Origin of the sequence: Streptomyces sp. MS06, from assembly GCF_047200655.1 — a bacterium.
GTDB lineage: Bacteria > Actinomycetota > Actinomycetes > Streptomycetales > Streptomycetaceae > Streptomyces.
Genome location: NZ_JBJZOJ010000013.1, coordinates 89,732 through 112,799 on the forward strand (window position 1 = coordinate 89,732; position 23,068 = coordinate 112,799).

General features: G+C 72.3%; 20 protein-coding genes and 3 pseudogenes. 8 read left to right on the forward strand and 15 right to left on the reverse strand.

The window, feature by feature from the left end; all coding sequences use genetic code 11:
* Positions 1–116: 116 nt before the first annotated feature.
* Positions 117–1,369 (forward strand): annotated as a pseudogene (locus ACL02U_RS09315) (IS256 family transposase).
* The gene (locus tag ACL02U_RS09320) at positions 1,366–1,863 is read left to right on the forward strand and encodes an HAD domain-containing protein (RefSeq protein WP_412790205.1); all 498 of its coding nucleotides are present in this window, start codon (positions 1,366–1,368) and stop codon (positions 1,861–1,863) included. Before ACL02U_RS09315 ends, ACL02U_RS09320 begins: the two are co-directional and overlap by 4 nt.
* 34 nt (positions 1,864–1,897) lie before the next feature.
* Here the strand turns inward: ACL02U_RS09320 and ACL02U_RS09325 are convergent.
* The 6 genes and pseudogenes from ACL02U_RS09325 to ACL02U_RS09350 all read right to left on the reverse strand — a co-directional run.
* Positions 1,898–2,107, reverse strand: a pseudogene (locus ACL02U_RS09325) (tyrosine-type recombinase/integrase); the annotation flags it as partial.
* Between the two features lie 413 nt (positions 2,108–2,520).
* Positions 2,521–3,021: a YfbM family protein gene (locus ACL02U_RS09330; RefSeq protein WP_412790206.1), complete on the reverse strand. Its 501-nt coding sequence runs from the start codon at positions 3,019–3,021 to the stop codon at positions 2,521–2,523.
* A 609-nt stretch (positions 3,022–3,630) separates the two neighbouring features.
* Positions 3,631–3,981 carry a hypothetical protein gene (locus tag ACL02U_RS09335; RefSeq protein ID WP_412790207.1) on the reverse strand — a complete coding sequence of 117 codons (351 nt, stop codon included), beginning with the start codon at positions 3,979–3,981 and terminating at the stop codon, positions 3,631–3,633.
* 802 nt (positions 3,982–4,783) lie between these two features.
* Positions 4,784–4,972, reverse strand: a complete 189-nt coding sequence (locus tag ACL02U_RS09340) for a hypothetical protein (RefSeq protein WP_412790254.1) — start codon at positions 4,970–4,972, stop codon at positions 4,784–4,786.
* Between the two features lie 14 nt (positions 4,973–4,986).
* Positions 4,987–5,571: an ArsR/SmtB family transcription factor gene (locus tag ACL02U_RS09345; RefSeq protein ID WP_412790208.1), complete on the reverse strand. Its 585-nt coding sequence runs from the start codon at positions 5,569–5,571 to the stop codon at positions 4,987–4,989.
* A 108-nt stretch (positions 5,572–5,679) separates the two neighbouring features.
* Positions 5,680–6,324, reverse strand: coding sequence for a rhomboid-like protein (locus ACL02U_RS09350; protein WP_412790209.1), 645 nt, complete (start codon positions 6,322–6,324; stop codon positions 5,680–5,682).
* 111 nt (positions 6,325–6,435) lie between these two features.
* Here ACL02U_RS09350 and ACL02U_RS09355 point away from each other — a divergent pair, with 111 nt between their 5' ends.
* Complete coding sequence (locus ACL02U_RS09355) at positions 6,436–6,921, forward strand: N-acetyltransferase family protein (RefSeq protein WP_412790210.1); 486 nt, start codon at positions 6,436–6,438, stop codon at positions 6,919–6,921.
* An 81-nt stretch (positions 6,922–7,002) separates the two neighbouring features.
* Here ACL02U_RS09355 and ACL02U_RS09360 read toward each other — a convergent pair whose 3' ends face one another.
* Complete coding sequence (locus ACL02U_RS09360; RefSeq protein ID WP_412790211.1) at positions 7,003–8,505, reverse strand: MFS transporter; 1,503 nt, start codon at positions 8,503–8,505, stop codon at positions 7,003–7,005.
* Between the two features lie 309 nt (positions 8,506–8,814).
* Between ACL02U_RS09360 and ACL02U_RS09365 the strand changes: the two genes are divergently transcribed.
* Complete coding sequence (locus ACL02U_RS09365) at positions 8,815–9,489, forward strand: pentapeptide repeat-containing protein (protein WP_412790212.1); 675 nt, start codon at positions 8,815–8,817, stop codon at positions 9,487–9,489.
* A gap of 30 nt (positions 9,490–9,519) precedes the next feature.
* Here the strand turns inward: ACL02U_RS09365 and ACL02U_RS09370 are convergent, their stop codons facing one another.
* The 3 genes and pseudogenes from ACL02U_RS09370 to ACL02U_RS09380 form a co-directional block, all read right to left on the reverse strand.
* On the reverse strand, positions 9,520–10,020 hold the full coding sequence (locus ACL02U_RS09370; RefSeq protein ID WP_412790213.1) for a hypothetical protein: 501 nt from the start codon (positions 10,018–10,020) through the stop codon (positions 9,520–9,522).
* A gap of 230 nt (positions 10,021–10,250) precedes the next feature.
* Positions 10,251–11,885, reverse strand: a complete 1,635-nt coding sequence (locus tag ACL02U_RS09375) for a M4 family metallopeptidase (protein ID WP_412790214.1) — start codon at positions 11,883–11,885, stop codon at positions 10,251–10,253.
* Between the two features lie 259 nt (positions 11,886–12,144).
* Positions 12,145–13,096 (reverse strand): annotated as a pseudogene (locus tag ACL02U_RS09380) (GNAT family N-acetyltransferase).
* A gap of 291 nt (positions 13,097–13,387) precedes the next feature.
* Here ACL02U_RS09380 and ACL02U_RS09385 point away from each other — a divergent pair.
* Positions 13,388–14,410 carry an aminoglycoside phosphotransferase family protein gene (locus tag ACL02U_RS09385; RefSeq protein ID WP_412790215.1) on the forward strand — a complete coding sequence of 341 codons (1,023 nt, stop codon included), beginning with the start codon at positions 13,388–13,390 and terminating at the stop codon, positions 14,408–14,410.
* Positions 14,411–14,443: 33 nt separating this feature from the next.
* Here ACL02U_RS09385 and ACL02U_RS09390 read toward each other — a convergent pair whose 3' ends face one another.
* Entirely contained in the window at positions 14,444–15,019 is a 576-nt protein-coding gene (locus tag ACL02U_RS09390) for a TerD family protein (protein WP_412790216.1), read from the reverse strand.
* Positions 15,020–15,274: 255 nt separating this feature from the next.
* Between ACL02U_RS09390 and arfB the strand changes: the two genes are divergently transcribed.
* The gene (arfB, locus tag ACL02U_RS09395) at positions 15,275–15,712 is read left to right on the forward strand and encodes an alternative ribosome rescue aminoacyl-tRNA hydrolase ArfB (RefSeq protein WP_412790217.1); all 438 of its coding nucleotides are present in this window, start codon (positions 15,275–15,277) and stop codon (positions 15,710–15,712) included.
* 32 nt (positions 15,713–15,744) lie between these two features.
* Here the strand turns inward: arfB and ACL02U_RS09400 are convergent, their stop codons facing one another.
* The gene (locus tag ACL02U_RS09400) at positions 15,745–16,263 is read right to left on the reverse strand and encodes a flavin reductase family protein (protein WP_412790218.1); all 519 of its coding nucleotides are present in this window, start codon (positions 16,261–16,263) and stop codon (positions 15,745–15,747) included.
* 489 nt (positions 16,264–16,752) lie between these two features.
* Here ACL02U_RS09400 and cdgB point away from each other — a divergent pair, with 489 nt between their 5' ends.
* Positions 16,753–18,483 carry a diguanylate cyclase CdgB gene (cdgB, locus tag ACL02U_RS09405; protein ID WP_412790219.1) on the forward strand — a complete coding sequence of 577 codons (1,731 nt, stop codon included), beginning with the start codon at positions 16,753–16,755 and terminating at the stop codon, positions 18,481–18,483.
* Positions 18,484–18,623: 140 nt separating this feature from the next.
* Positions 18,624–19,607 (forward strand): carbohydrate-binding protein, encoded by a 984-nt coding sequence (locus ACL02U_RS09410; protein WP_412790220.1) that lies wholly within the window; start codon positions 18,624–18,626, stop codon positions 19,605–19,607.
* A gap of 138 nt (positions 19,608–19,745) precedes the next feature.
* Here the strand turns inward: ACL02U_RS09410 and ACL02U_RS09415 are convergent, their stop codons facing one another.
* From ACL02U_RS09415 to ACL02U_RS09425, 3 genes are all read right to left on the reverse strand, one after another.
* Entirely contained in the window at positions 19,746–20,675 is a 930-nt protein-coding gene (locus tag ACL02U_RS09415) for a 1-phosphofructokinase family hexose kinase (protein ID WP_412790221.1), read from the reverse strand.
* Positions 20,676–20,839: 164 nt separating this feature from the next.
* Complete coding sequence (nagA, locus tag ACL02U_RS09420) at positions 20,840–22,078, reverse strand: N-acetylglucosamine-6-phosphate deacetylase (protein WP_412790222.1); 1,239 nt, start codon at positions 22,076–22,078, stop codon at positions 20,840–20,842.
* Entirely contained in the window at positions 22,078–23,022 is a 945-nt protein-coding gene (locus ACL02U_RS09425; protein WP_412790223.1) for an ROK family protein, read from the reverse strand. The genes nagA and ACL02U_RS09425 overlap by 1 nt, the downstream gene beginning before the upstream one ends.
* Positions 23,023–23,068 lie beyond the last annotated feature (46 nt).

The window sequence follows — 23,068 nt, forward strand, 5'->3', positions numbered from 1 at the left end:
GTGGATCGGGCTCGGGAGGGGTGCCTCGCGGAACGCGGAGGGCGTACCTTCCCGAGTGATCGACTTCTGGTCATCGAGTAGGCCCGCGTTGCAGCGCGGGTCGGGAAGGCACGCCCGTGCTGAGCGTAGTCAACGAGGACGGCACCCCCCAGAGCGGCTCCCTGATGGACGACATCGTCCGTGAGGGAGCCCGTCGGATGCTCGCTGCGGCCCTGGAGGCCGAAGTCAACCAGTACATAGCCGAGTTGGCGGGCGAGCGGAACGAGGCTGGTCGCCGTCTGGTGGTCCGCAACGGCCACCACCGCGAGCGGACGGTGACTACCGCCGCCGGGCCGATTGTGGTGAAGGCGCCGCGGGTGAACGACAAGCGGGTCGATGGCGAGACGGGCGAGCGCAAGCGGTTCTCGTCCAAGATCCTCGCCCCCTGGTGCCGGAAGTCCCCGAAGATCAGCGAGGTCCTGCCCCTGCTCTACCTGCACGGGCTGTCCTCCGGCGACTTCGTGCCCGCGATGGAGCAGTTCCTCGGCTCGGCCGCTGGGCTCTCGCCGGCCACGGTGACCCGGCTGACCAAGCAGTGGAGCGACGATCACGCCGCCTTCCAGGACCGGGACCTGTCCGGATCCGACTACGGGTACGTGTGGGCCGACGGCGTCCACCCCAAGGTCCGCCTCGGCCAGGCCCGCTCCTGCGTCCTGGTCCTCATGGGCGTGCGCACCGACGGCAGTAAGGAGATGATCGCGCTCGCCGAGGGCCTGCGCGAGTCGACCGAGTCCTGGGCCGACCTCCTGCGGGACTGCCGCCGGCGCGGCATGCGCGATCCCGAGCTCGTCGTCGGCGACGGAGCCATCGGGCTGTGGCGGGCCCTGGCCGAGGTGTTTCCGCAGGCCAGACATCAAAGGTGCGGGTTCACAAGACCCGGAACGTGGTCAATGCCCTGCCGAGATCGGCCCAGCCCGGCGCGAAGAAGGCGCTGCAGGAGATCTACAACGCCGAGGACCGCGATCACGCCGAGAAGGCGGTGAAGGACTTCGGGCGCGCCTACGGCGCGAAGTGGCCCAAGGCCGTCAAGAAGATCACCGACGACGTCGATGAACGCCTGGCGTTCTACGACTTCCCGGCCGAGCACTGGGTCCATTTGCGCACGACGAATCCGATCGAGTCGACCTTCAGCACGGTGAAGCTGCGGACCAAGGTCACCCGCGGTGCCGGCAGCCCGGCCGCGGCCCTGGCGATGGTGTTCAAGCTTGCCGAGTCCGCCCAGGCCCGCTGGCGCGCGATCACCGCACCCCACCTCGTCGCCCTCGTCCGCAGCGGCGCCCGCTTCGAACGTGGCGTCCTGGTCGAGCGTGAGCGGGAGGTTGCGGCATGAGTGAGCGCAAGGAACTCCCGCTGCTGTTCCTGGACGTCGACGGGCCTCTCTTGCCGTTCGGCGACGGCCCGCAGCGCGAGCCGTCAGGCACCGCGACAGATTCGCACCTGACGCGGCTCGACCCGCACCTCGGGCCTCGCCTCGCGGCACTGCCGTGCGAGCTGGTCTGGGCCACCACCTGGGAGGAGGCGGCGAACACCGACATCGCACCGCTGCTCGGTCTGCCGCCGCTGCCGGTCGTGCACTGGCCGGAACCCTCCGACGCGCAGGAACGCGAGAACACGTGGTTCGGGCTCCACTGGAAGACCCGAACCCTAGCGGCATGGGCGGACGTACGCCCGTTCGTCTGGGTCGACGACGAGATCACCGATGCCGATCGGGACTGGGTGTCCACCCGCCACCCCACCCCGGCCTTCCTCCACCGCATCGCGTCGTCCCGCGGCCTCACCAACGAAGACTTCGCAGTCCTCGATCAATGGCTGCGGGCCACTTGAGGCTCCCCACGGTGATCCACAGGAATTGACAATTGCTCATCCGGCTGTGCCCCGGGAACTCCATCACGCCGCGGGGCGCGACACCGGCAGCGGTGAGGAGCGTGGCGCAGCCGTGCCGGGCGTCGTGCAGGCGGATACACCGAAGGCGGGCCGCGGCGGTGATGCGGAAGAACAACCGGTTGACGTTCTGCGGGTCGATCGGGCGGCCGGTGCCAGTGGTGAAGACGCGGGATGACGGGTGCCATCCGCTTGCGGTCGGGCTTGATGAAGTGCTCCAGCCAGTACGGCAGCCACTCGGCGAGCTTGGCCGACCGAGTGGAGCGTGCACGCCCCAGGGGCTCTGGAGGGGGGTGGTGTCGGAGCTTCACAAAGTCCCGGACCGATGTGGCTCGGGGATCTCTTCTGAGCCACCCCCCTTGGCCGCGCTGTCTCCGTACAGCAACAGCAGACCGACCCAACGCTCCGAAGGGTACGGGCAGATGCTGACAACGGTGCTGTGCCGCAAGCGCACCAGATAGGGCGGAGAGTAGCGGGGACCACGGTGCACGCCACTGACACTGACGAGCCCCATTACCAACCGTCCGCCCAAGTCGGCTACATGAGGGGCCCGAATGATCGCAGCCGCCCAAGCTGAGGTGTTACCGCTGTGTCTGCCTATCAGTCCAACCAGACGAGCACCGCGTCGTCCGCTCCGGCAGCAGCCTCCAAGAACTGAGTGAGGCCTTCGTACCAGTGACGACCCCACTCCAGTGCGCCCGGCTCGCTCCATCCGAGGGGGTACACCTCGGCACTGGTCAGTTCGGCAGGATCCACACCTCTGACGAGTTGGCCATAGCCGGTAGCCCGCAGAGCTTCCGCCGCGAGCCGAACCCGCTCAGGCCGCAGGTACCTCGGAGGCCCGTAGCCCCAGTCCTCATGCTCGGCGAAGGGCTCCTCACCGTGGATCACGTTCACGGGGAACTCTGCGCGCGCCAGCAGGAAGCGGAGCACGTCCCAGGTCTTGTACGTACTGAAGTGCCGCGCCTCGGCTGGCGCGGACTCCGTCTCCTCCTCGGTGTCCCGGACCTCTTCGACGAAATCCAGCGCCCAGTGGGGATCCTGGATTGCTCGATCAAGCTCAGCAGCCGTGACACGTAGGTACTCGCCGATCACGCTCATGATTGGAGATTAGCTGCGGCCACTGACAACGACCGCCGGACAGACCGGTTCAGTTTGTGTCTCATCCAGTCCGGTTCACCGGCGTTCAGTCGAGACCGCGAGCCGATCCCAGGCTGGTGACGAGCCCTCAATCAGCGCAGGTGAACGTCCCTGCACACCGACCAGATCCCCCAATGGACTTGGAAAGCATGCTACTGCTCCTGCGGCGACGCCACGCTCGGTGCGCGGCCGGCGCTGGCAGGTCTCTCCTTGGCCATCGACGAAGCCCGACCGTCGGTTGGGTCCCGGGTCGTACCCGGACCGCCCCCAGACAGAGCCGGGGATGCAACTGCTCTACAGAGCTGGACACCTCGGAAGCCGGCCGCGCGTTTGAAGACCCTAGCCATGCCCACAGACAGCGCTCCCCACGAGTGAAACCTCTTCGTGCAGATAATTCCCCGAACTACCCTCAATGCCCGAAACTTCCCAAGCTGAAAACTCAGTTGCCGTCCTCAAGGCTCGCCGCCGTGGCTTGCTCTGGTCTCTCCGGCAAGACCCAGGGGCAGGAAGGAACGAGCATGGCTTTGTGGCTCACGGGACCCGCCCCGACGGCGGTTTTCAGGGGTCTTCTCAGCCCAGGTCCTTTTCCGGACCCACGTGGCGCAGCGTCGTTCGGTACCCGCCTGTGCCCACGAGATGGTCGATGACGCGGACCATGGCGGGGATGCCCTGGTCACGGACGATCAGGCCATCCCAGACCCAGAAGTAGCTGCCGTCAAGGCACTCACCCGTGTCGCGCCAGCGGTCCATGTTCCGCCGCATCACATCCAGGGTGTACACCGTGCCGGACCATCGATCACCGTCGTCGAGGATCACCCACATGTCGACGTCGTCCACCTTCGCCAGGTCCTCACCTGCGCCGGGCACGAAGCAGATCTCGTAGCCTTCGCGGCGCACCCGGAAGAATGGTCCGTCCCACATGTTCGCCCCCCCTGCGCCAAGCCGAGCATACGCAGAGGATCCAGGGGTGTATCGCCAGGTGGACCGCTACGTGGAGCGTCGGTTGAAGGGCCTGGTGATCGAGAAGCGCGGACGCAATGTGCGAGCCGGGCAACTTCACCGGTGGGACGGGGACTGTTCCACGGGCTGGGGCTGTACCGCCTGCGCGGCACGGTTCGGTACCCGAAGGCCGCGCAACTCAGCCAAGAAGATCACCGATGAGCCGTGTGCGGGAAAACCGCACGCATGGGTTGAGAGGGGGCGGAGGAAACGGGACCGCAAGGAGCACCGCGCCTCCGTCTACCAATGACCGACACCCCCGCCTGCCCCGAGTGCAGCCAGTCCATGAGGTCCGGCGGCTTCGTCCTCTCTCGGCGGGAGGACGACGGACGGCGGACATGCCGGACGCTGTGGAGGTGTACAGATCGGCACGTCTGGTGGCGCTGGGCCGACAGGCCGGACGAGCCTTTGGAGGTCTGCCCGGTTTCAGAGCTGTTCCGTTGACGCCCAGCGTGGACATCGACGGCCCGGACGGCACAACACACGGCAGCCAGTCGTGCCCTCGGTGCAGGAGGCGGACCTCGAGCCGCCGGGCGAGGGGTGATCGAAGTTGTGAAGCGAAGGTCGTCGGTTCGAATCCGACCAGGGGCTCCGCCGTCGGCCCGTGTCGGCGCCCCCGGGATCATGAATTGCGGGGGCGCTGGCGGTTGCACGCCGTACTCCTCCGCCGGCGCGCCTGCCGGGCCGTCGTTGACCGTGCATGCCGCTTCGCGGAAGCGTGGGACTACGGAACGGCGGCTGCCGTCTTGGGAGCGGCGGTCAGTCGCAGTCCGACTTCCACGAGGGTCCAGCCGAGACGGGCACGGAGGTCCCGGGGGCGTCGGGCTGCTGTGGCGAGGCGGTGCGCGTCGGCTTCGGTGCGGAGTTCGGCGGCGCGGGCATGGTGCAGGGCGAGGTGGTTCCCGGGGTGCATCGGGCTGTGGCCTTTCATTCCGAGGTGAGGGGGAAGGCGTGCGTGTGGATGCGCACCTGGGCGGTGTCGGCGTCGTCCTGGTCGGCGGCCCGGTCGCGGTAGGTGTCGACGAGTGCGTGCATCTTCTCGACGAGTTCCCGGGTCAGTTCTGGGGTGAGTCGCAGTGTCGCGCTGCTCATGTCCCAGGTGCGGTTCCATTCCTCCGGCCATGTCTGGCGGTTGCCGAGCCAGGTCGACAGGTCCCGGGTCTGGGTGGCGGCAACCTCGTGGAGGTACATGTCGGCGGCCCCGCGCACGTCCGGGCTGGCGTCCGTGAGCAGTGCCTCGTCGAAGCGCAGGCCCTGGTGGGCCGCCTTCCACCACCGCTCCCGGCCCTTGCCGCGCTCGGGGGCGTCCTCGATGAAGCCGTGAGTGGCGAGCTGCCGCAGGTGGTAGCTGGTCGCACCACTTGACTCGCCCAGCTTTTCCGCGAGTCGGGAGGCGGTGGCGGGGCCTCCGAAGCGCAGGGCGTCCAGCAGTTGCATGCGCAGCGGGTGCGCGAGCCCGCGCAGGGATCGGGCATCGAGATTGCGGACGGGCGATTCCTCGTGCTCGTTCATGCCTACAAAGATAGCGTTGCAAAGGAATGCTTGCAACAGACTCTTTGCATGGGGTTCTTTGGAGTGGCGTCGCGTCCCGCAGGGCGCGGCGCCGCCGTCAACGGATCTTCAACGGACGTCAGTGGACGGGTGGTTCGGTGGATGCGCGGGAGTCCGGGTCAGTGGGTAGCAGGCCAGTCCGATCAGCGCGGACGCGAAGTGGCCGACGTCCGTGAAGGTGGGGCCCCGCAGCAGTGGGACGCCGTACACGGCGAGCACGGCCGCCAGGTAGCCGTACCGCCACGGCCCCGGGATCCGGTAGGTGAGTACGGCGACCACGCCGGCCAGCGCGTAGCTCACCCCGATGTCGGTGGTGTGCAGCGCCGAGTGCGGTGCGTGGCCGTCCCGGATCGCCTGAAGCAGGAGCGCCTCGCTGATCAGGGTGGCCAGCACGTGGGCCGCCGCGCACACCCCGAGCCAGCGCACGGTGCCCAGGCGGCGTTCCGCCTGCGCGTGGAAGACCGTGTAGAGGACCGCGTACGGGACCCAGTGCCCGCCGTCGATCCACATCGCGCTCGCGAACAGCACCCGCACCGGGCGTGTCGACAGCTCCTGCAGGTTCGTCGACCGCGTCCGCAGGAACTCCCGCTCGAACTCCGGTGACATGTGGTGCAGGGCGACCGTCGTGACGAAGAGGACACCCAACCACACGTAGGTGCCGGGAGCGGCGCGGACGTAGTCGCGTGCCGCGGTCAGACCCCGGTTGATTGCCATGCGCCGATTCAGCCACGGAGGGGCGGGCGGGGTGGTGACCGACATCCCGGGCCCGGTCGGGAGGGGGCCCGGGGCGGGCGCCGACTTCGTGGCAGCCCGTAGCCTGCGGGCATGATTCGCACCGCGACCCCCGCCGACGTCCCCGCGCTGCACGCGCTGATCCAGGAGCTCGCCGCCTACGAGAAGGCCCCGCAGGAGGCGCGGGCGACGCCCGGACAGCTGCACGAGGCCCTGTTCGGTGCGCAACCCGCGGTGTTCGCGCACGTCGCCGAGGACGAGGGCTCCGGCGAGACGGTCGGCTTCGCCCTGTGGTTCCTGTCCTTCTCGACCTGGCGCGGGGTGCACGGCATCCACCTGGAGGACCTGTACGTCCGGCCCGCCGCCCGCGGCTCCGGTCACGGCCGGGAGCTGCTGGCGGAACTTGCGCGGATCTGCGTGCGGCGCGGTTACCAGCGCCTGGAGTGGTCCGTGCTCGACTGGAACGAGCCGGCGATCGGCTTCTACGAGGCGCTGGGCGCGCGACCGCAGGACGAGTGGACGGCCTACCGGCTGACGGACGGGGCGCTGGCCGCGCTGGGCGAGGGCCACCAGGGGTAGCGCTCCCGGCGCGGGGCCGGGGCCGGGGCCGGGGCCGGGGCCGGTGTCGGGGCCGGTGTCGGTGCCGGGCGGTGCCGTGCGTCAGACCACCGGTTCCGGTACCGGGGTGTCGGTCGGTGCGCCGTGCCGGGGCGCCTTGGCCGTGACCATCAGACCGGCGACCAGGCCGGCCAGCAGCATGATGCCGGCGGCCCACCAGATGGCGACCGTGTAGCCGTGCACCGTGCCCTCCCGCACGATCCGGGTGCGGTCCGCGGGGTTCTGCAGATGGGCGGCGACGTAGGCGGTCGTGCTGGTGGTGGCGATGGTGTTGAGCAGCGCCGTGCCGATGGAGCCGCCGACCTGCTGCGAGGTGTTGACGGTGGCGGAGGTGACACCGGAGTCCTGCGGGGCGACGCCCGCGGTCGCCGTGGCGAAGACGGGCATGAAGGTCAGTCCCATGCCGAGGCCCAGGAGCAGCAGGGCCGGCAGCACCTCGGTGGCGTAGGAGCTGTGCACCGTCATCTGGGTGAGGATCAGCATGCCTCCGGCGGCCAGGACCATGCCCGGGACCATCAGCACCCGCGGTGCCGTGCGCTGGAGGAGGCGGGCGGAGATCTGGGTGGAGCCCACGATGATGGCGACGGTGAGCGGCAGGAACGCCAGTCCGGTCTTCACGGGCGAGTAGCCGAGGATCTCCTGCAGGTAGTACGTCATGAACAGGAACAGGCCGAACAGGCCGATGATGGCCAGCGCCATGGTCAGGAAGCAGCCGGCCCGGTTGCGTTCCTTGATCACGTGCAGTGGCAGCAGCGGTACCGGGGCACGGGTCTGCCACCACACGAACGCGGTGAGCAGCACGATGCCGGCCGCGAACAGGGCGAGCACCAGGGGGTCCGTCCAGCCGCGGGGCTGCGCCTCGCTGAATCCGTAGACGATGGCGACGAGACCGCCGCAGCCGAGTACGGCGCCGGGGACGTCGAGACGGACGCCGGCGTGTCCCGGGCGGTCGTGCAGGAGTGAGAAGGCGCCGAAGACGGCGAGCACCGCGATCGGCACGTTGACGAAGAGGGTCCAGCGCCAGTTCAGGTACTCGGTGAGCAGCCCGCCGACGATGAAACCGATGGCGGAGCCGCTGCCGGCCAGGGCGCCGTAGATGCCGAAGGCCTTACCGCGCTCCTCGGGATCGGTGAAGGTGGTGGTGAGCAGCGACAGCGCGGAGGGTGCCAGGACGGCGGCGAACGCACCCTGCAGCCCCCGGGCGCCGAACAGCATTCCCGAGGAGGTCGCCGCGCCGCCGAGGGCGGAGGCGGCGGCGAAGCCGATGAGGCCGATCACGAAGGTGCGTTTGCGGCCCACCAGGTCGGCGATCCGGCCGCCGAGCAGGAGCAGACCGCCGAAGGCCAGCGTGTAGGCGGTGATGACCCATTGGCGGTTGCCGTCGGACATGCCGAGGTCGCGCTGGGCGGACGGCAGGGCGATGTTCACGATGGTCGCGTCGAGTACGACCATGAGCTGGGCGAGAGCGATCACGACCAGGCCCCACCAGCGGCGGGGGTCGGCGTGCGCGGCCGTCCCGGGGTCACCATTTCGGGGGACACTCACCCGGACAGAAGACCATGAATCGGGATGAGTCGCATCCCGGCTGTCCGGGTTGCCGGGGCCGGTTGCCGGGGCCGGGGGACGGGGCCGGGGAACGGGGTCAGTGGACGGGGTGGGCCGACTGGCCGGCGCGGGCGGGACGGCGGCTTGTCGTGCCTGGCGGGACTGCCTTTCCGGCGGGCGCTGCGGAGATGCCCGCAGATGCCCGCGCGCGTGTCCCGGTCCGTCCCGGTGGCCCGCGCACGGCGTCGGGTGGCGGGGCGTTCGAGCAGTTCAGAGGTGTTTGTCAGTGGTGGGGTGCAGCATGGGGCCATGGTGCGAGGAGAGACCGGGGCCGGGTCGGTGAAGGCGGCCCGGAGGCCCGAGGTGCGGTTGCCGGAGCTCCGCGGTCACGGCGGAGGACTGGAGCCCGACGGGGACTACGACGGGCTGGAGTTCCGGGGCGCGGACCTGGGCGGGCAGGACGGCGCGGGCGCCCGGTTCATGGACTGCGCGCTGGAGGAGTGCGCGCTGGACGAGACCCGGCTGCGCCGCGCACGCGTGCTGGACACGGTCCTCACCGGGGTGCGCGGTGTCGGTACCGACCTCGCGGAGGCGACGCTGCGCGACGTGGAGCTGCGCGACCCGCGCCTGGGTGGGGTGCAGCTGCACGGGGCGGTCCTGGAGCGGGTGCGGATCACCGGGGGGAAGATCGACTACCTGAACCTGCGTTCGGCGAGGCTGACCGACGTCGTGTTCGAGTCCTGCGTCCTGGTCGAACCGGACTTCTCGGGCGCCCGCCTGCGGCGGGTGGAGTTCGTGGACTGCGCGCTGAAGGGCGCGGACTTCGGCACGGCGGAGCTGACCGACGTGGACCTCCGCCGGGCCGCTCCCCTGGAGATCGCCCGCGGGGTGGGCCGACTGGCCGGCGCGGTGATCAGTACCGGCCAGTTGCTGGACCTGGCCCCGGTGCTGGCGGCGGAGCTGGGCATCCGGGTGCAGGACTGAGCGTGCGGCGCCGCTGCGGTGGGAGGCGGCTCACGGCATCCGGGGGAAGCGGGCCTGCAGGGTCCAGATCGCCGGGTTCTCGGCCAGGTCCTCGTGCAGGTCGCACAGGTCGGCGATCAGGTCGTGCAGGAAGTCCCGGGCCTCGCGGCGCAGGAGGCTGTGGGGGAAGGTGAGCGGGGCGTCCTCGGCCGGCATCCAGTCGGAGGCGATGTCGACCCAGCCGAAGCGGCGCTCGAACAGCAGCCGGTCGGTGGATTCGGTGAAGTCCAGCTCCGCGTGCTGGGGGCGGGCCGCGCGCGAGCCGGCCGGATCGCGGTCCACGTGCTCGACGATGTCGCACAGCGCCCAGGCGAAGTCCAGCACCGGCACCCATCCCCAGGCTGTGGAGAGTTCCCGGTCGGACTCGGTGTCCGCGAGGTAGACGTCACCGCAGAACAGGTCGTGGCGCAGGGCGTGGACGTCCGCGTGCCGGTAGTCCGTCTGCGGCGGGTCCGGGAAGCGGAGGGAGAGGGCGTAGCCGATGTCGAGCACGTCAGCGATGGTGTCATGCTCCGACGCGGCATCTTCGAGGCGGGCGGCACGGCACCCCCGGCGCCCGGTGGCGGCACCGCTGCCGATGCCGCCACCGGTCGGATGCGGGCCGGCGGGCGCCGCCGCCCGGGTCCGCCGGGGCGGCTCAGCCCCGGCGGACCCGGCTGCGGCGACCGACGGTCGGACGCCGGGCGTTCCCGCGTCCGCTGCCGGGTCCGCAGGGGCGGACCTCAGTTGACGTTGACCGCCGACCAGGCCGCGGCCACCGCGTTGTACTCCGCGCTGCCCGAGCCGTACAGGTCGGCTGCCGCCTGCAGGGTGCCGGTGCGGGCGCCGGCGTAGTCGGTGGAGGAGGTGAAGTAGGTCGTCAGGGCCCGGTACCAGATCTGGACGGCCTTGTCCCGGCCGATGCCGGTGACGGTGGAGCCGTCGTAGGTGGGCGAGTTGTAGCTGACGCCGTTGATGGTCTTGGCGCCGCTGCCCTCGCTGAGCAGGTAGAAGAAGTGGTTGGCCACGCCGGACGAGTAGTGCACGTCGAGCCGGGCGACCGAGCGCGACCAGTAGTCGGCGGAGCCGCCGTCCTTGCTGGGCCTGTCCATGTAGCGCAGCGGCGTGCCGTCGCCGTTGATGTCGATCTTCTCGCCGATGAGGTAGTCACCGGGGTCGGAGGAGTTGTTCGCGAAGAACTCCACCGAGGTGCCGAGGATGTCGGAGGTGGCCTCGTTCAGACCGCCGGACTCCCGGCGGTACTTCAGTCCCGCGGTGGCGGCGGTCAGACCGTGGCTCATCTCGTGCCCGGCGACGTCGAGGGAGGTGAGCGGCTTGGCGTTGTTCTGGCCGTCGCCGTACGTCATGCAGAAGCAGCTGTCGTCCCAGAAGGCGTTGACGTAGGCGTTGCCGTAGTGGACGCGGGAGTAGGCCGCCTTGCCGTCGCCCGCGATGCCGTTGCGGTTGAACGCGCTCTTGTAGAAGTCCCAGGTGACGGCCGCGCCGTAGGCGGCGTCGACGGCGGCGGTCTGCCGGTTGCCGGTCGTGCCGTCGCCCCACTTGTCGTCGGCGTCGTGGAACAGGGCCCCGGTGCCGGAGGTGCCGCCGTTCAGGTCGTAGGTGGCGTGGCCGCCGCGCCCGCCGTCGACGAGGTCGTACCCGCCGGAGGCGGAGGGAGTGCTGCCCACCGTCACGGTGCCGCTGTACTCGCTGGTGCCCGTGCCGGTGTCGATGGCCTGGTACGAGTAGATCTGCTTGCCGGTGTTGGCGTCGGTGACGACGTGCAGTTCACTCGGCGTGCCGTCGGCCTGGACGCCCTTGACGACCGACTCGTAGGCGAGGACCGGCTTGGCGCCGGCGGCCCAGATCACCTTGCGGGAGCTGGCCGTGGCCGACTTCACGGAGTCCGCGGCCTGGAGGGCGTGGGCCTTCGCGGTGGCCGCCGGGACGGCCGCGTGGGTGGACGCCACGGATATGCGCGCCCGGGTCGCCTTGGTGACGCCCTTCAGGGCACCGGACCGGGACACGTGGGTGACCAGGTCGCCGCCGAGTACGGGGAGGCCGGCGTAGGTGCGCTCGTAGCGGGTGTGCACGGTGCCGTCCGCGTCCTCCATGACGTCCCGGACGACGAGCTTCTCCTGCGCGCCGAGGCCGAGTTCGCGGGCGGTGGCGCCGGCGGCGTGCTCGGCGGACTGGAAGGCGGCGGCGCGGGCGGAGGCGGACATGGGGAGGTTCAGGGCGCCACCCGCCTGAGCGGGAGCCGCGCTGGCGGGGCCGTTCTGGATCGCGAGGGCCACCATGGCCGCCGAGCCGATCAGGGCGGCGGTGCGCAGGGCGGTGGTGCGGGGAGTGCGGGTGGCACGGGACTGCAGTCTCACTCGGTCTCCTTTGTCGCTGGCCTCGTGGGTGAGGCTCAGGTGGGGCAGAGGGGTGCGGCGAGCCAGGAGAGAGTGACATCCCGAGCCGTGCTTTTGACAGGGCGCAGTCAAGGTTTTACGTGAATGTTTTCGGAAGTCGTGGCCAAGGCTTCGCTATCCGGACATGTGAGGGACAGTCACATGTGCCGTCCGGGAGTGCAGTCGGCCTCCTCCCCGCGGCCGAGGAGGTGCCCCGGCCGGCGGCCGTCGGCGGCCGGCATCAGAACTCCGGCCGCTCGGCGAGGAGTCGGTGCAGGTCCGGCGGCCGCACGGGTTCCGCGGGTGCTTCGAGCTCGCCGCGGGTCCACCAGCGCCAACCGAGGATCCCGTCGGCGGCGTGCGCGGCGTCGAGCCCGGACCCGGTCGGCTCCCGGCGCGGACCGCGGGTGGCGTACACGTGCTCGTGCTGCTGGACCGGAGTGCCGTCGCCGAGGGTGAAGTCGTGTTCCCAGGTGCACAGCAGCGGCCCCGGCTCCAGATCGGCCCAACCGGTCTCCTCGCGAAGTTCCCGCCCGGCCCCCTCGCGGGGCGACTCGCCTGCCTCCAACCCACCGCCGGGCAGCGCCCAGTGCACGCCGACCTCGGCGTTGTCGTACCGCAGGAGGAACACGGCGCCCTCGGGGTCGACCACGGCCACCTGCCGCGGCGCGCCGCGGCACACGCAGCCGCTTGCGCAGCACGGTGCAGGGGCGGCCGAGTCGGCGGTCCCGCCGGTGGGCGAGGAACTCGTAGCCGAGGGCGGCCCAGAACGCCGACGCCCGCGGGTTGCCGTCCAGTACGGCGAGGCGCACCGCCGTGCGGCCGGCGGTCCGGAACCGCTCCTCGACATCGTGTGCGATCCGCCGCCCCCACCCCTGACCGTGCCGGGCCGCGTCCACCATCAGCAGTCCGATCCACGGGTCGGGATCGGCCGGGTCGGGATGGCGGGCCAGGGTGATCACGACTCCGACCAGCCGTCCCTCGCTCCGGGCCAGCAGCACCTCCGCGCCCGGATGCGCCAGTTCGTCGGCGAGCGCGGCCGCCACCTGCTCCGGCCGGATGTCGTCCGGGTCGGGGAAGTCGCCGCTCAGCGCGTGGAAGTCGCGGTTGGCGGCGTGGAGAGCGGTCAGTTCGGTGAGGAGCGGGGACGGGACGTCGTGTTCGTCGGTGAGGCGGAGCGGTTCGAGGATCATGAGGCGGAGGCTAGACGTTACGCCTTGACGGCCTTGACGGCTCCGGTGGTCTCGGCGGTCCGGTGGCTCGACCGCGCGGTCCTGAAGGCGGTGCGGTGCGGTGCGGTGCGCCGGGCAGCGCAAAGGCGTCAGGCGGTGCTGACGCGAACGTTCCGCGGAGCGCGAGCGCTTCGCGCCGGGGCCGTGGGACGTGTCGGGTCGGGGAGTGGGGCGCCCTGGAGCGGGGCCGGGGAAAACCGGTGGAGGCGCGGCTGAGGCGGTGACGGGATGGCGCGATGCTGGGATGGCGTGATGCATGAGGCGTCGGTGGTCGTGGATCGCGAGGGCTACCGGGACGCGGTGACCCCGTGGGAGGACGAGGGCTGGCGCCGGGCGGCCGTGGACTGGGCCCGGCGGCAGCTCAGCACCCGGGGGACGCCGGTGTCGGGGCCGCTGCGGGTGCGGCTGCGCCCGTGGTCAGTGCTGGTGCGGATCCCCGTGGCGCCGGCCGGCGGCTGCGGTGGTGCCGCCTGGTTCAAGGCCAACCCGCCGGCGAGCGCCTTCGAGGCGGGACTGGGGCAGGCGTTGGCCGCCTGGGTGCCCCGGCACGTGCTGAGACCGATCGCGGTCGACGCCGCGCGCGGCTGGTCGCTGCTGCCGGAGGGCGGCACGCTGTGGCGCACGGTGCTGGACGGCGGGCCCGCCGACGCGCGCGCCTGGGAGGAGCCGCTGCGTCAGTACGCGAGCATGCAGCGGGCCCTGCTGCCGCATGTCCGCCGACTCCGGGAACTCGGTGTGCCCGATGCGCGGGCCGCGGCGCTGCCCGGCCTCTACGACCGGCTCGTCGACGGCGCGGAGGGCGTGACGGACGAGGAGCGGGCGGAGCTCCGCGCGCTGCGGCCTCGGCTCGCCGACTGGTGCCGGGAGCTTGCCGCCACGGGCGTCCCGGACTCCCTGGACCACTCGGACCTGCACGAGGGCCAGATCCTCGTGCCGCGGCCGGGCCGGTTCACCTTCTTCGACTGGGGGGACGCCACCGTCGCCCACCCGTTCACCAGCCTGCTGGTGACCTCGCGCATGGCGGCCCGGCGGTTCGGCGCCGAGGTGCTGCCGCGCCTGCGGGACGCCTATCTGGAGCCGTGGACCGGCGAGGGCCTCGGCGGCGCGGAGTTGCGGCGGGCGGCCGGCCTCGCCTGCCGGCTCGGCGCGGTCGGGCGGGCCTGCGCCTGGGGCCGGCTGTTTCCCGGGCCGCAGGGCGCGGCGGGCGCCGAGGCGGCCGCCGCGCGGGTCCGATGGCTGCGGAGACTCTTCGACGAGTCCTCCCCGCACCGGTGAACCGCGCGCGCCGCCCCAGCGGGCGCGCCTGCCTCAGACGTTGACGCCGAAGTCCTGGGCGATGCCGACCAGACCGGAGGCGTAACCCTGGCCGACCGCACGGAACTTCCACTCGGCGCCGTTGCGGTAGAGCTCGCCGAAGACCATGGCGGTCTCGGTGGCCGCGTCCTCGGAGAGGTCGTACCGGGCGATCTCGGTGCCGCCGGCCTGGTTGACGATGCGGATGTAGGCGTTGCGGACCTGGCCGAAGTTCTGGCCGCGGTTCTCCGCGTCGTAGATGGAGACCGGGAAGACGATCTTCTCGATCTCGGCCGGGAGGCCGGCCAGGTTGACGTTGATGGCCTCGTCGTCGCCCTCGCCCTCACCGGTGCGGTTGTCCCCGGTGTGGACGATCGTGCTGTCCGGGGTCTGCTTGTTGTTGAAGAAGACGAAGTGCTGCTCGGAGTAGACCTTGCCCTGCGCGTTCACCGCGATCGCGGAGGCGTCCAGGTCGAAGTCCGTGCCGGTGGTGGTGCGGACGTCCCAGCCGAGGCCCACGGTGACGGCGGTCAGCCCCGGTGCCTCCTTGGTGAGCGAGACGTTGCCACCCTTGGACAGGCTTACAGCCATGGGGAGTCCTTTCCCTTGTTGCGTACGGACGGGCGTTGCCCGGGACGAAGCTAGCGTCAACGGTAGGAACGTCGCGGAGGGTCCCCCCGGTTCCTGAGTCCTTTACCCTTTTTACCTCCGGGCACCCGAGGGTCTCGCTCCCGGGCCCGCGCGGGCCGTGACCGGGGCCCTCCCCGCCGACCGTGGCCCCGGCTCCTCCCGCGGGGCGGGCCGTCCGGGAAATCGGGGTGACGCGGCCCGGGCGCACGCGGGAACATGGAGCACATGTCCGGTCCCTATGTCATCCGCGGCTCCGTCGCGCTCCCCGAGGCCGAGCTCGTCTGGCGCTTCTCGCGGTCGTCGGGGCCCGGCGGGCAACACGTCAACACCACCGACTCGCAGGTGGAACTCCGCTTCGACCTGGCCCGTACCGGGGCCCTGCCCGAGGTGTGGAAGCAGCGCGCCCTGCGCCGGCTGGCGCCCCGGCTGACCGACGGGGTGGTCTCGGTGCGGGCCTCCGAGCACCGCTCGCAGTGGCGCAACCGCGAGACCGCGGCCGTACGCCTGGCCGCCCTGCTGGCCGAGGCGACCGCCCCGCCGCCCGCACCGCGCAGGCCCACCCGCATCCCGCGGGGCGTCAACGAGCGGCGGCTGCGGGAGAAGAAGCAGCGGTCCGAGGTGAAGCGGACCCGGTCCGGCCGCAACTGGACATAGCGGCGTGCACCGCCCCGCAGGCCGTTTCGGGCTCAGCCCAGGCGCCCGTACCGCCCGCGGAAGTACAGCAGCGGTCCGCTCCCCGTGCTCGGGGCCCGCGCGGTCAGCACGCGGCCGATCACCAGCGTGTGGTCGCCGGCCGGCACGCGCTGCTCGGTACGGCACTCCAGGGTCGCCAGCGCGTCGTCGACCAGCGGGGCGCCGGTCGCCTCGCCGCGGACGCAGGGGAGGTCCCGGAAGAGCAGCCGGTCGCTGATGCGGCCCTTCATCGCGAAGCGGCCCGCGACCTGGCGCTGGTTCTCGGTGAGGACCGAGACGGCCCACAGCGGCTGCTCGGCGAGCAGGTCGTCCATGCGGGCGCCCGCGCGCAGGCTGACCATCACCAGCGGCGGGTCCAGGGAGACGGACAGGAAGGCGGTGGCGGTCATGCCGACGTCCTCGCCGGAGGGCGCCCCGGGGTCGTCCGGGTCCAGGGGCGGCTCCTGCGCGGTCACCAGGACCACGCCCGCGGCGAGTCGGGACAGGGCGGCACGGAACTCGTCGTCGGTCACCCCCTCAGCATGCCCGGAAGCGGCGGCGCCGACGGGGGAGGGGCAGGTCGCGGCGGAACGGGCGGGGCATCGTTCGGCGGGGGAGGTCTTCAGCACGTGCGAGACGCTAGTGTGCGCTCCGCACCCCCCGCATCGGACCCGGGTCCGATCGCGGTCCTAGGTCCCGGGGCCCGCCCCGGGAGGGCGGAGTGCGACGCCGATCCCGCATACTCGCAAAGCATGCGTTCGGTGAACGCACGGGGAGAATGCAGAAACCGCACTCAAATGTTCACGTTCTACTGTGACTTGAGTCACAAGGGGCATTAATTGTTGACCCTGTGTACCGGGTGAGCAGCGCGCTGTGATTCAGTGGCGGAGACGCTGCAACGACACCAGGCCGGAGAGGAACGCACGGGAAGCGACGGGGAGACGCCACCAGATGCCGGCGGATGCCGGCAGGCGCCGCGGAACACCCTTGATTCGCTCAGAGGTCTCGGGGGGAGGGCGAGCATGGAGACCGAGTCGGAGCCCTACGTCCGTCTTGCCTCCCTGCGGCAGCTGCACCAGGGCATGGCCGACATGAACACCGCCCGCAGCCTGGCCGACACGCTGCAGACCGTCGCGGACGGCGTCGTCACCGCTCTCGGGTACGAACTGGCCTGCGTCAACCTCGTCCGACCCGACGGCGACCTCGTCGTCGCCGCGTTCGCCGGGAACCAGGCCGCCGAGGCACTGATCACCGGCCGGGTCGGATCCCGCGAGGCCTGGGACCGGCGCCTCGGCATGGGCGAGCTCTGGGGCGACCTGGTGTTCATCCCGCACACCGAGGGCTGGGTCCTGGACGACGACGACGTCCCGCAGTGGTACACCGACGGGCCCGCGCCCCGCTTCGAGGACGAGTGGCACCCCTCCGACCGGCTGTTCGCCCCGATGTACGCGCCCGGTGCCCAGGGCGGCCCGCACGGCGAGCTGATCGGCGTGCTCTCGGTCGACCGGCCGCGCAACGGCCGCCGACCCGGCGCCTGGGGCCGCGAGGCGCTGCAGATGTACGCGTTCCAGGCCGCCATAGCCGTCAGCAACGCCCGCCTGCGCAGCAACATGCAGCGCGCCCTGGTCCGCCTGGAGCGCGAGCAGCAGGCGCTGCGGGCCAGCGAGGAGAGCTTCCGACAGGCCTTCGAGTACGCGCCCTCCGGCATGGCCATCGCCGAGATGGGCGGCGACCAGCACGGGCGCATCCTGCGGACCAACGACGCGCTGTGCCGGCTGCTGGGCCGTCCGGCCTCCGCGATGCGCCGATACGCCTTCTCCGACCTGGTCCACCCCGAGGACATAGGCACCCTGCTGCGCACCTCCGCCGAGGGCGGCCGCGCGGAACTCAGACTGGGCCGCCGCGACGGCAGCTACGTCTGGGTCTCGCTGCGCAACAGCGTGGTCGCCGACACCGCCGACGGGCCCCGCTTCCTGCTCACCCACGTCGAGGACATCGAGGAGCGCAAGCGCCGCGAGCTCCACCTCGCGCACCGTGCCTCGCACGACTCCCTCACCGGCCTGCCGAACTCCGCGGAGCTGCGCTCCCGCCTCGCCGCCCGGCTGTGCCGGCGCCCGGCCTCCGCCCAGCCGGCCGCGCTGGACGAGTACGAGTCCTTCGGCCCCGCCGCCGCGGACGCCTACGACTCCCACGAGCAGTACGAGCAGTACGGGCAGTACGACGCGGCCACCGGGGTGCCCGCCGTGCACGGCACCGCAGGCCACGGTTTCGACCTCCGGCCCGGTGCGGAGACCTTCGACGCCTACGACCACCATGTGCACACCGTCACCCCGGACGGCGACCGCGCGGACGGGGCCAAGGGGCTCGCGGTCCTCTTCTGCGACCTCGACGGCTTCAAGTCGATCAACGACCGGTTCGGGCACAACGCCGGCGACGCCGTGCTCATCGAGGTCGCCCAGCGGCTCTCCCGGGGTGTGCGGGACGGCGACACGGTGGCCCGGCTCGGCGGTGACGAATTCGTCATCCTCGCCGACGGCCTCGGCCGTGCCGACGCCCAGGACCTGGCCGTACGGCTGCGCAACGAGATCATCCAGCCGATCCGCGCCGAGGGCCGCGCCGTCCGCGTCGGCGCCAGCTTCGGCATCGGCTGGGCGCACTGCGGGATGACCGCGGACGAGGTGCTGAAATCAGCCGACGAGCGGATGTACGTCGAGAAACGATCTCGTCCCAAACAGCACCGGCGTGCGGGATGATCTCCAGGTCACCGCGCTGACCCGGCACCGATGCGGTGCGAGTCACCCGTTCGGGCCTTGCAGAGCGGGTACGCTCAATGTTCGCCACACCCCTACACGAGCACCGCATCCGCCCCGCACCTGTTGAGGAGTACGAAGGGATGACGCCCGGCAACAACGGCCCTGGCTCGCCCGCCCCGGGGAACCCCGAGGACGACGACCCGTTCGGCTACCTCTACGCCGACGGCCAGGCCAACGGCGCCCAGCCGCCCTCCGGTGGCTACGGCTACCCGAACTCGGTCAGCCGGGTGCGCGCGGTCGGTGAGCGGCAGTACGCCGGCCAGCAGCGGGCCGGCGCCCCCCACGGCCAGGTCCCGCCGCAGCAGCAGCCGGGCCCCTACGGTCAGCCGAACACGCACTACGCGGCCCCCGAGACCTTCCCCGGCGGCGCTCCCGCGGGGCCGCCGCAGCAACCGCCGCGCGCCGGCGGCAGCGGGGGGTCCGGCCGCGGCGGCCGCGGCCCCAACACCAAGGGCCTGCTCATCGGCGCCGTCGCCGTGGTCGCGGCCGTGGTGATCGGGATCGGCCTGGCGATGGCCAACGGCGACCCCGGCGGCGACAAGAGCGGCGACGGGGCGGGCGCCACCGCCCCCGCGCAGTCGCAGAGCAGCGAGCCCAGCCCGTCGTCCAGCAGCAGCGCACCGCAGGCGGTGGAGCTGCCGACGATGGACGCCGGCACCCTCCAGCTCGCCGGGGGCGCCACCCCGGCCGCCGACGTCGAGGGCGCCCAGTCCGCCGGCGGCGCCTACGTGACCGGCCTGAACAAGCCCGGCGCCTCCGTCACCTGGACCGTCGACGACATCCCGGAGGACGGCGTCTACACCCTCTTCGCCCGCTACAGCGTGGCCGGCGAGGACCAGTCGATGACGCTGATCGTCAACGGCAAGCCGTTCGGCAGCAAGCTGAACATGAGCAATTTCGCGGGCGCCGACAAGGGCGACTTCGCGAAGGGCTGGACGAAGACCTACGCCTGGCCCACCCTCACCAAGGGAACCAACACGATCACGCTGGCCTGCCAGGACGGCGACAAGTGCAACGTGCTCCTGGACCAGCTCTCGCTGAAGCAGGGCCAGGTCAAGAACTGACCGGCCCGCGCGGCCGGGCGCCCGGCCCGGCCGCCGCCGCGCGCGCTCCCGCGTCGCCCAGGCCTTCCGCGTCGCCCAGGCCTTCCGCGTCGCCCAGGCTCCCTGTGTCGCGCCGGGGTTCCCTGCGTCGCGCCGCCGCTACGCCGCGCCGGCCTCGCCGGTCACCGCGACCGCCGCCAGCAGTTCCTCGTACGCCGACGGGTCGAACTCGCCGGCGACCGGCGCCGACACCGTCGCCGCCGACAGCGCCACCGCCCGGGCCAGCCGGTCGGGCCAGGGCAGGTGCTCCACCAGTCCGGACAGCAGACCGGCCACCGCCGAGTCGCCGGCGCCGGTCGGGTTGCCGGACAGCCGGGCCGGCGGTACGGCCCGCCAGCGGCCCTCCGCGGTCACCGCGAGCAGCCCCTCGGGGCCCAGCGAGGCGACCACCGCGCGGGCGCCGCGGCGGCGGGCGTCCTGCGTGGCGCGGACCGGCTCGTGGGCACCGGTCAGCTCGGCGAGTTCCTCGGCGTTCGGCTTGATGACGTCGGGCCGGGCCGCCACCGCCCGGCGCAGCGGCTCCCCGCCGGTGTCCAGCAGCACCGGCACACCCGCCGCGCGGGCGGTGCGGACCAGACCCGCGTACGCGCCGACCGGTACGCCCGGCGGCAGGCTGCCGCACAGGGCGACCGCGTCGGCGGACGCGAGGAGCCCCTCGTACGCCTCCTGGAAGGCGGCCCACTCGGCGGGCGTGACGACCGGGCCGGGCTCGTTGAGCTGGGTGGTGTCGCCGCTCCGCTGGTCCACGACGGCGACGGTGCGGCGGGTCGCGCCCCCGACCGGCAGCAGCGCGTCCGCCACCCGAGGGGCGTCCCGCAGCCGCTCCCGGACCTCGCGGCCGGTGCGGCCGCCCGCGAAGCCGGTGACCGTCACCCGGTGTCCCAGCGCCGCCAGGACCCGCGCCACGTTCACGCCCTTGCCGCCCGGTCGTTCCAGGACCTCCAGGACCCGGTGGGAGCCGTGCGGGCGCAGGGACCGGACACGGTAGGTGATGTCGAGAGCGGTGTTCAGCGTGACCGTCAGGATCACGTGGCGCTACCTCCCCCGAAGAGTCTCTTCCGCGTATGCCGCCGGGCACGCCTGCGGGGCCGCCCCGGTGGGCTTCCGGTGGGCTTCCGGTGGCTGATCATGCCAAAGAGACGGCGGCCGGCCCAGTCCCGGGGTCGGCCGCCGTCCCGAAAGCGCCGGACGGATCAGCCCAGTTGCGGATCGACCACCCATTCGCCGTGCCGCATCACGCCCTTGAGGTCGAACCGGGAGTCCAGCAGGACCAGGTCGGCGTCCTTGCCCGGCTCCAGGGAGCCGACGCGGTCGTAGCGGCCCAGCAGTTTCGCCGGGTTGGCGGACAGCGCCGCCACCACGTCCGGGACCGGCAGCCGGTCGACCGTCACCGCCCGCTTGAAGGCGCGGTCCAGGGTGAGGGTCGAGCCGGCGATGGAACCGCCCTCGACCAGCCGCGCCACGCCCTCTGCGACCTCGACCTCCAGCGGGCCGAGCATGTAGCGGCCGTCGCCGAATCCGGCCGCGTCCATCGCGTCGGTGATGAAGGCGACCCGGTCGGCGCCGGCGTGACGGAACGCCAGTTCCAGTGCCGCCGGGTGCAGGTGGACGCCGTCGTTGATGAGCTCGACGGTGACCCGCTCGTCCTCCAGTAGCGCCGCGACGGGACCGGGCGCGCGGTGGCCGAGGCCGGGCATGGCGTTGAACAGGTGGGTGGCGACCGTCGCGCCGGCCTCGATCGCCCGGACCGTCTGCTCGTACGTCGCGTCCGTGTGCCCCACCGCCGCGATCACCCCGTGCTCCGCGAGCAGCCGCACCGAGTCGATGCCGCCGGGCAGTTCGGTGGCGAGGGTGACCATGCGGGCCTGCCCGCGCGCCGCGTCGAGGAGCTTGCGCACCTGCGCCGGTTCCGGGTCGCGCAGCAGCGCCTCGGAGTGGGCGCCCTTGCGGCAGGGCGAGATGAACGGCCCCTCGAAGTGGATGCCGGCGAGGTCGCCCTGCTCGGCGAGCTCGCTCAGCAGGCCGGCCCGCCGGGCCAGGAAGTCCATGTCGCCGGTGACGGTGGAGGCGACGAGGGTGGTGGTGCCGTGCGTCCGGTGGGTGCGGACGCCGGCGAGGATCTCCTCGGCCGTTCCCGAGGTGAAGGACGCCCCGCCGCCGCCGTGGTTGTGGAGGTCTACGAAGCCGGGCACCAGCCAGTGGCCCCGTACGTCGACGACCCGGGCGCCGGGTGAGGCCTCGGCGGTGATGCGGGTGCCGTCCACGGCCACCCGGCCGCCCTCGACGGTCCCGGTGGGCAGGACGACCGTCGCGCCGGAGAGCACCAGGGGGGTGCCGGTCCGTGCGGAGTCCTGGTTCGCCGTGGCTTCTCGCGGCCGCGCGGCGGAGGCCGCGCCTTCCACAGTGCCCCGCGCGCCTGGGGGGATTGCCATCAGGGGGTTTCCTCCTTGCGGTCGGTGGTGTCGAGGAGATCCCAGGCCAGGAGGCCTGCGCCCAGGCAGCCCGCCGCGTCGCCCAGGGCCGCCGGAACGATCGGCGGCAGGGTCTGGAAGGTCACCCGGCGCCGGACGGCGTCCCGCAGGGGTGCGAACAGGGTTTCCCCCGCCTCGGCGAGCCCGCCGCCGATGATCAGTGTGCGCGGGTCCAGCAGGGTGAGGGCGGTGACCAGGCCGTCGGCGAGTGCGTCCACCGCTTCCCGCCACACCCGGACGGCGTTCGGGTCGCCGGACGCGACGGCCTCGGCGCAGTCCGCGGCGTCGGCCTCCGGGTCGCCGCTGGCGGCCGCCCACGCCTCGCTGACCGCCGCCGCGGACGCGAACCGCTCCAGGCAGCCGCGCTGTCCGCACGGGCAGGGGGTGCCGCCGGGCCGCACGACGACATGGCCGATCTCGCCCGCGACGCCGTGCGCGCCCGCCTCGACCCTGCCGTCGATCCCGATGGCGCCCGCGATGCCGGTACCCAGCGGCACGAACAGGAACCGGTCGGCGCCCCGGCCTGCCCCGATCCGGCCCTCCGCGAGGCCGCCGGCGCGCACGTCGTGACCGAGCGCGACGGGCACTCCGCCGAGCCGCTCGGCGAGCAGCGCGCGCAGCGGCACGTCGCTCCAGCCGAGGTTGGCGGCGTAGACGGCGGTACCGCGCTGCTCGTCGACGACGCCGGGCACGGCGACACCGGCCGCGGCGGCCGGTTCGCCCAGCCGGCGCTCGCCGTGCGCGCGCAGTTCGGCGGCGAAGTCCAGGATGGCCTCGACGACCGCGTCCGGGCCGCGTTCGCGGCCGGTGGCGCGGCGCGCCTGGTGGAGCAGCTCGCCCCCCGCACCGACCAGGGCGGCCTTCATCCCGGTGCCGCCCACATCGAGGGCGATGACATGTCTCACGGGAACAGTGTGGACCGGCGACCCGCGAGAGGTCTAGTCCACTCGC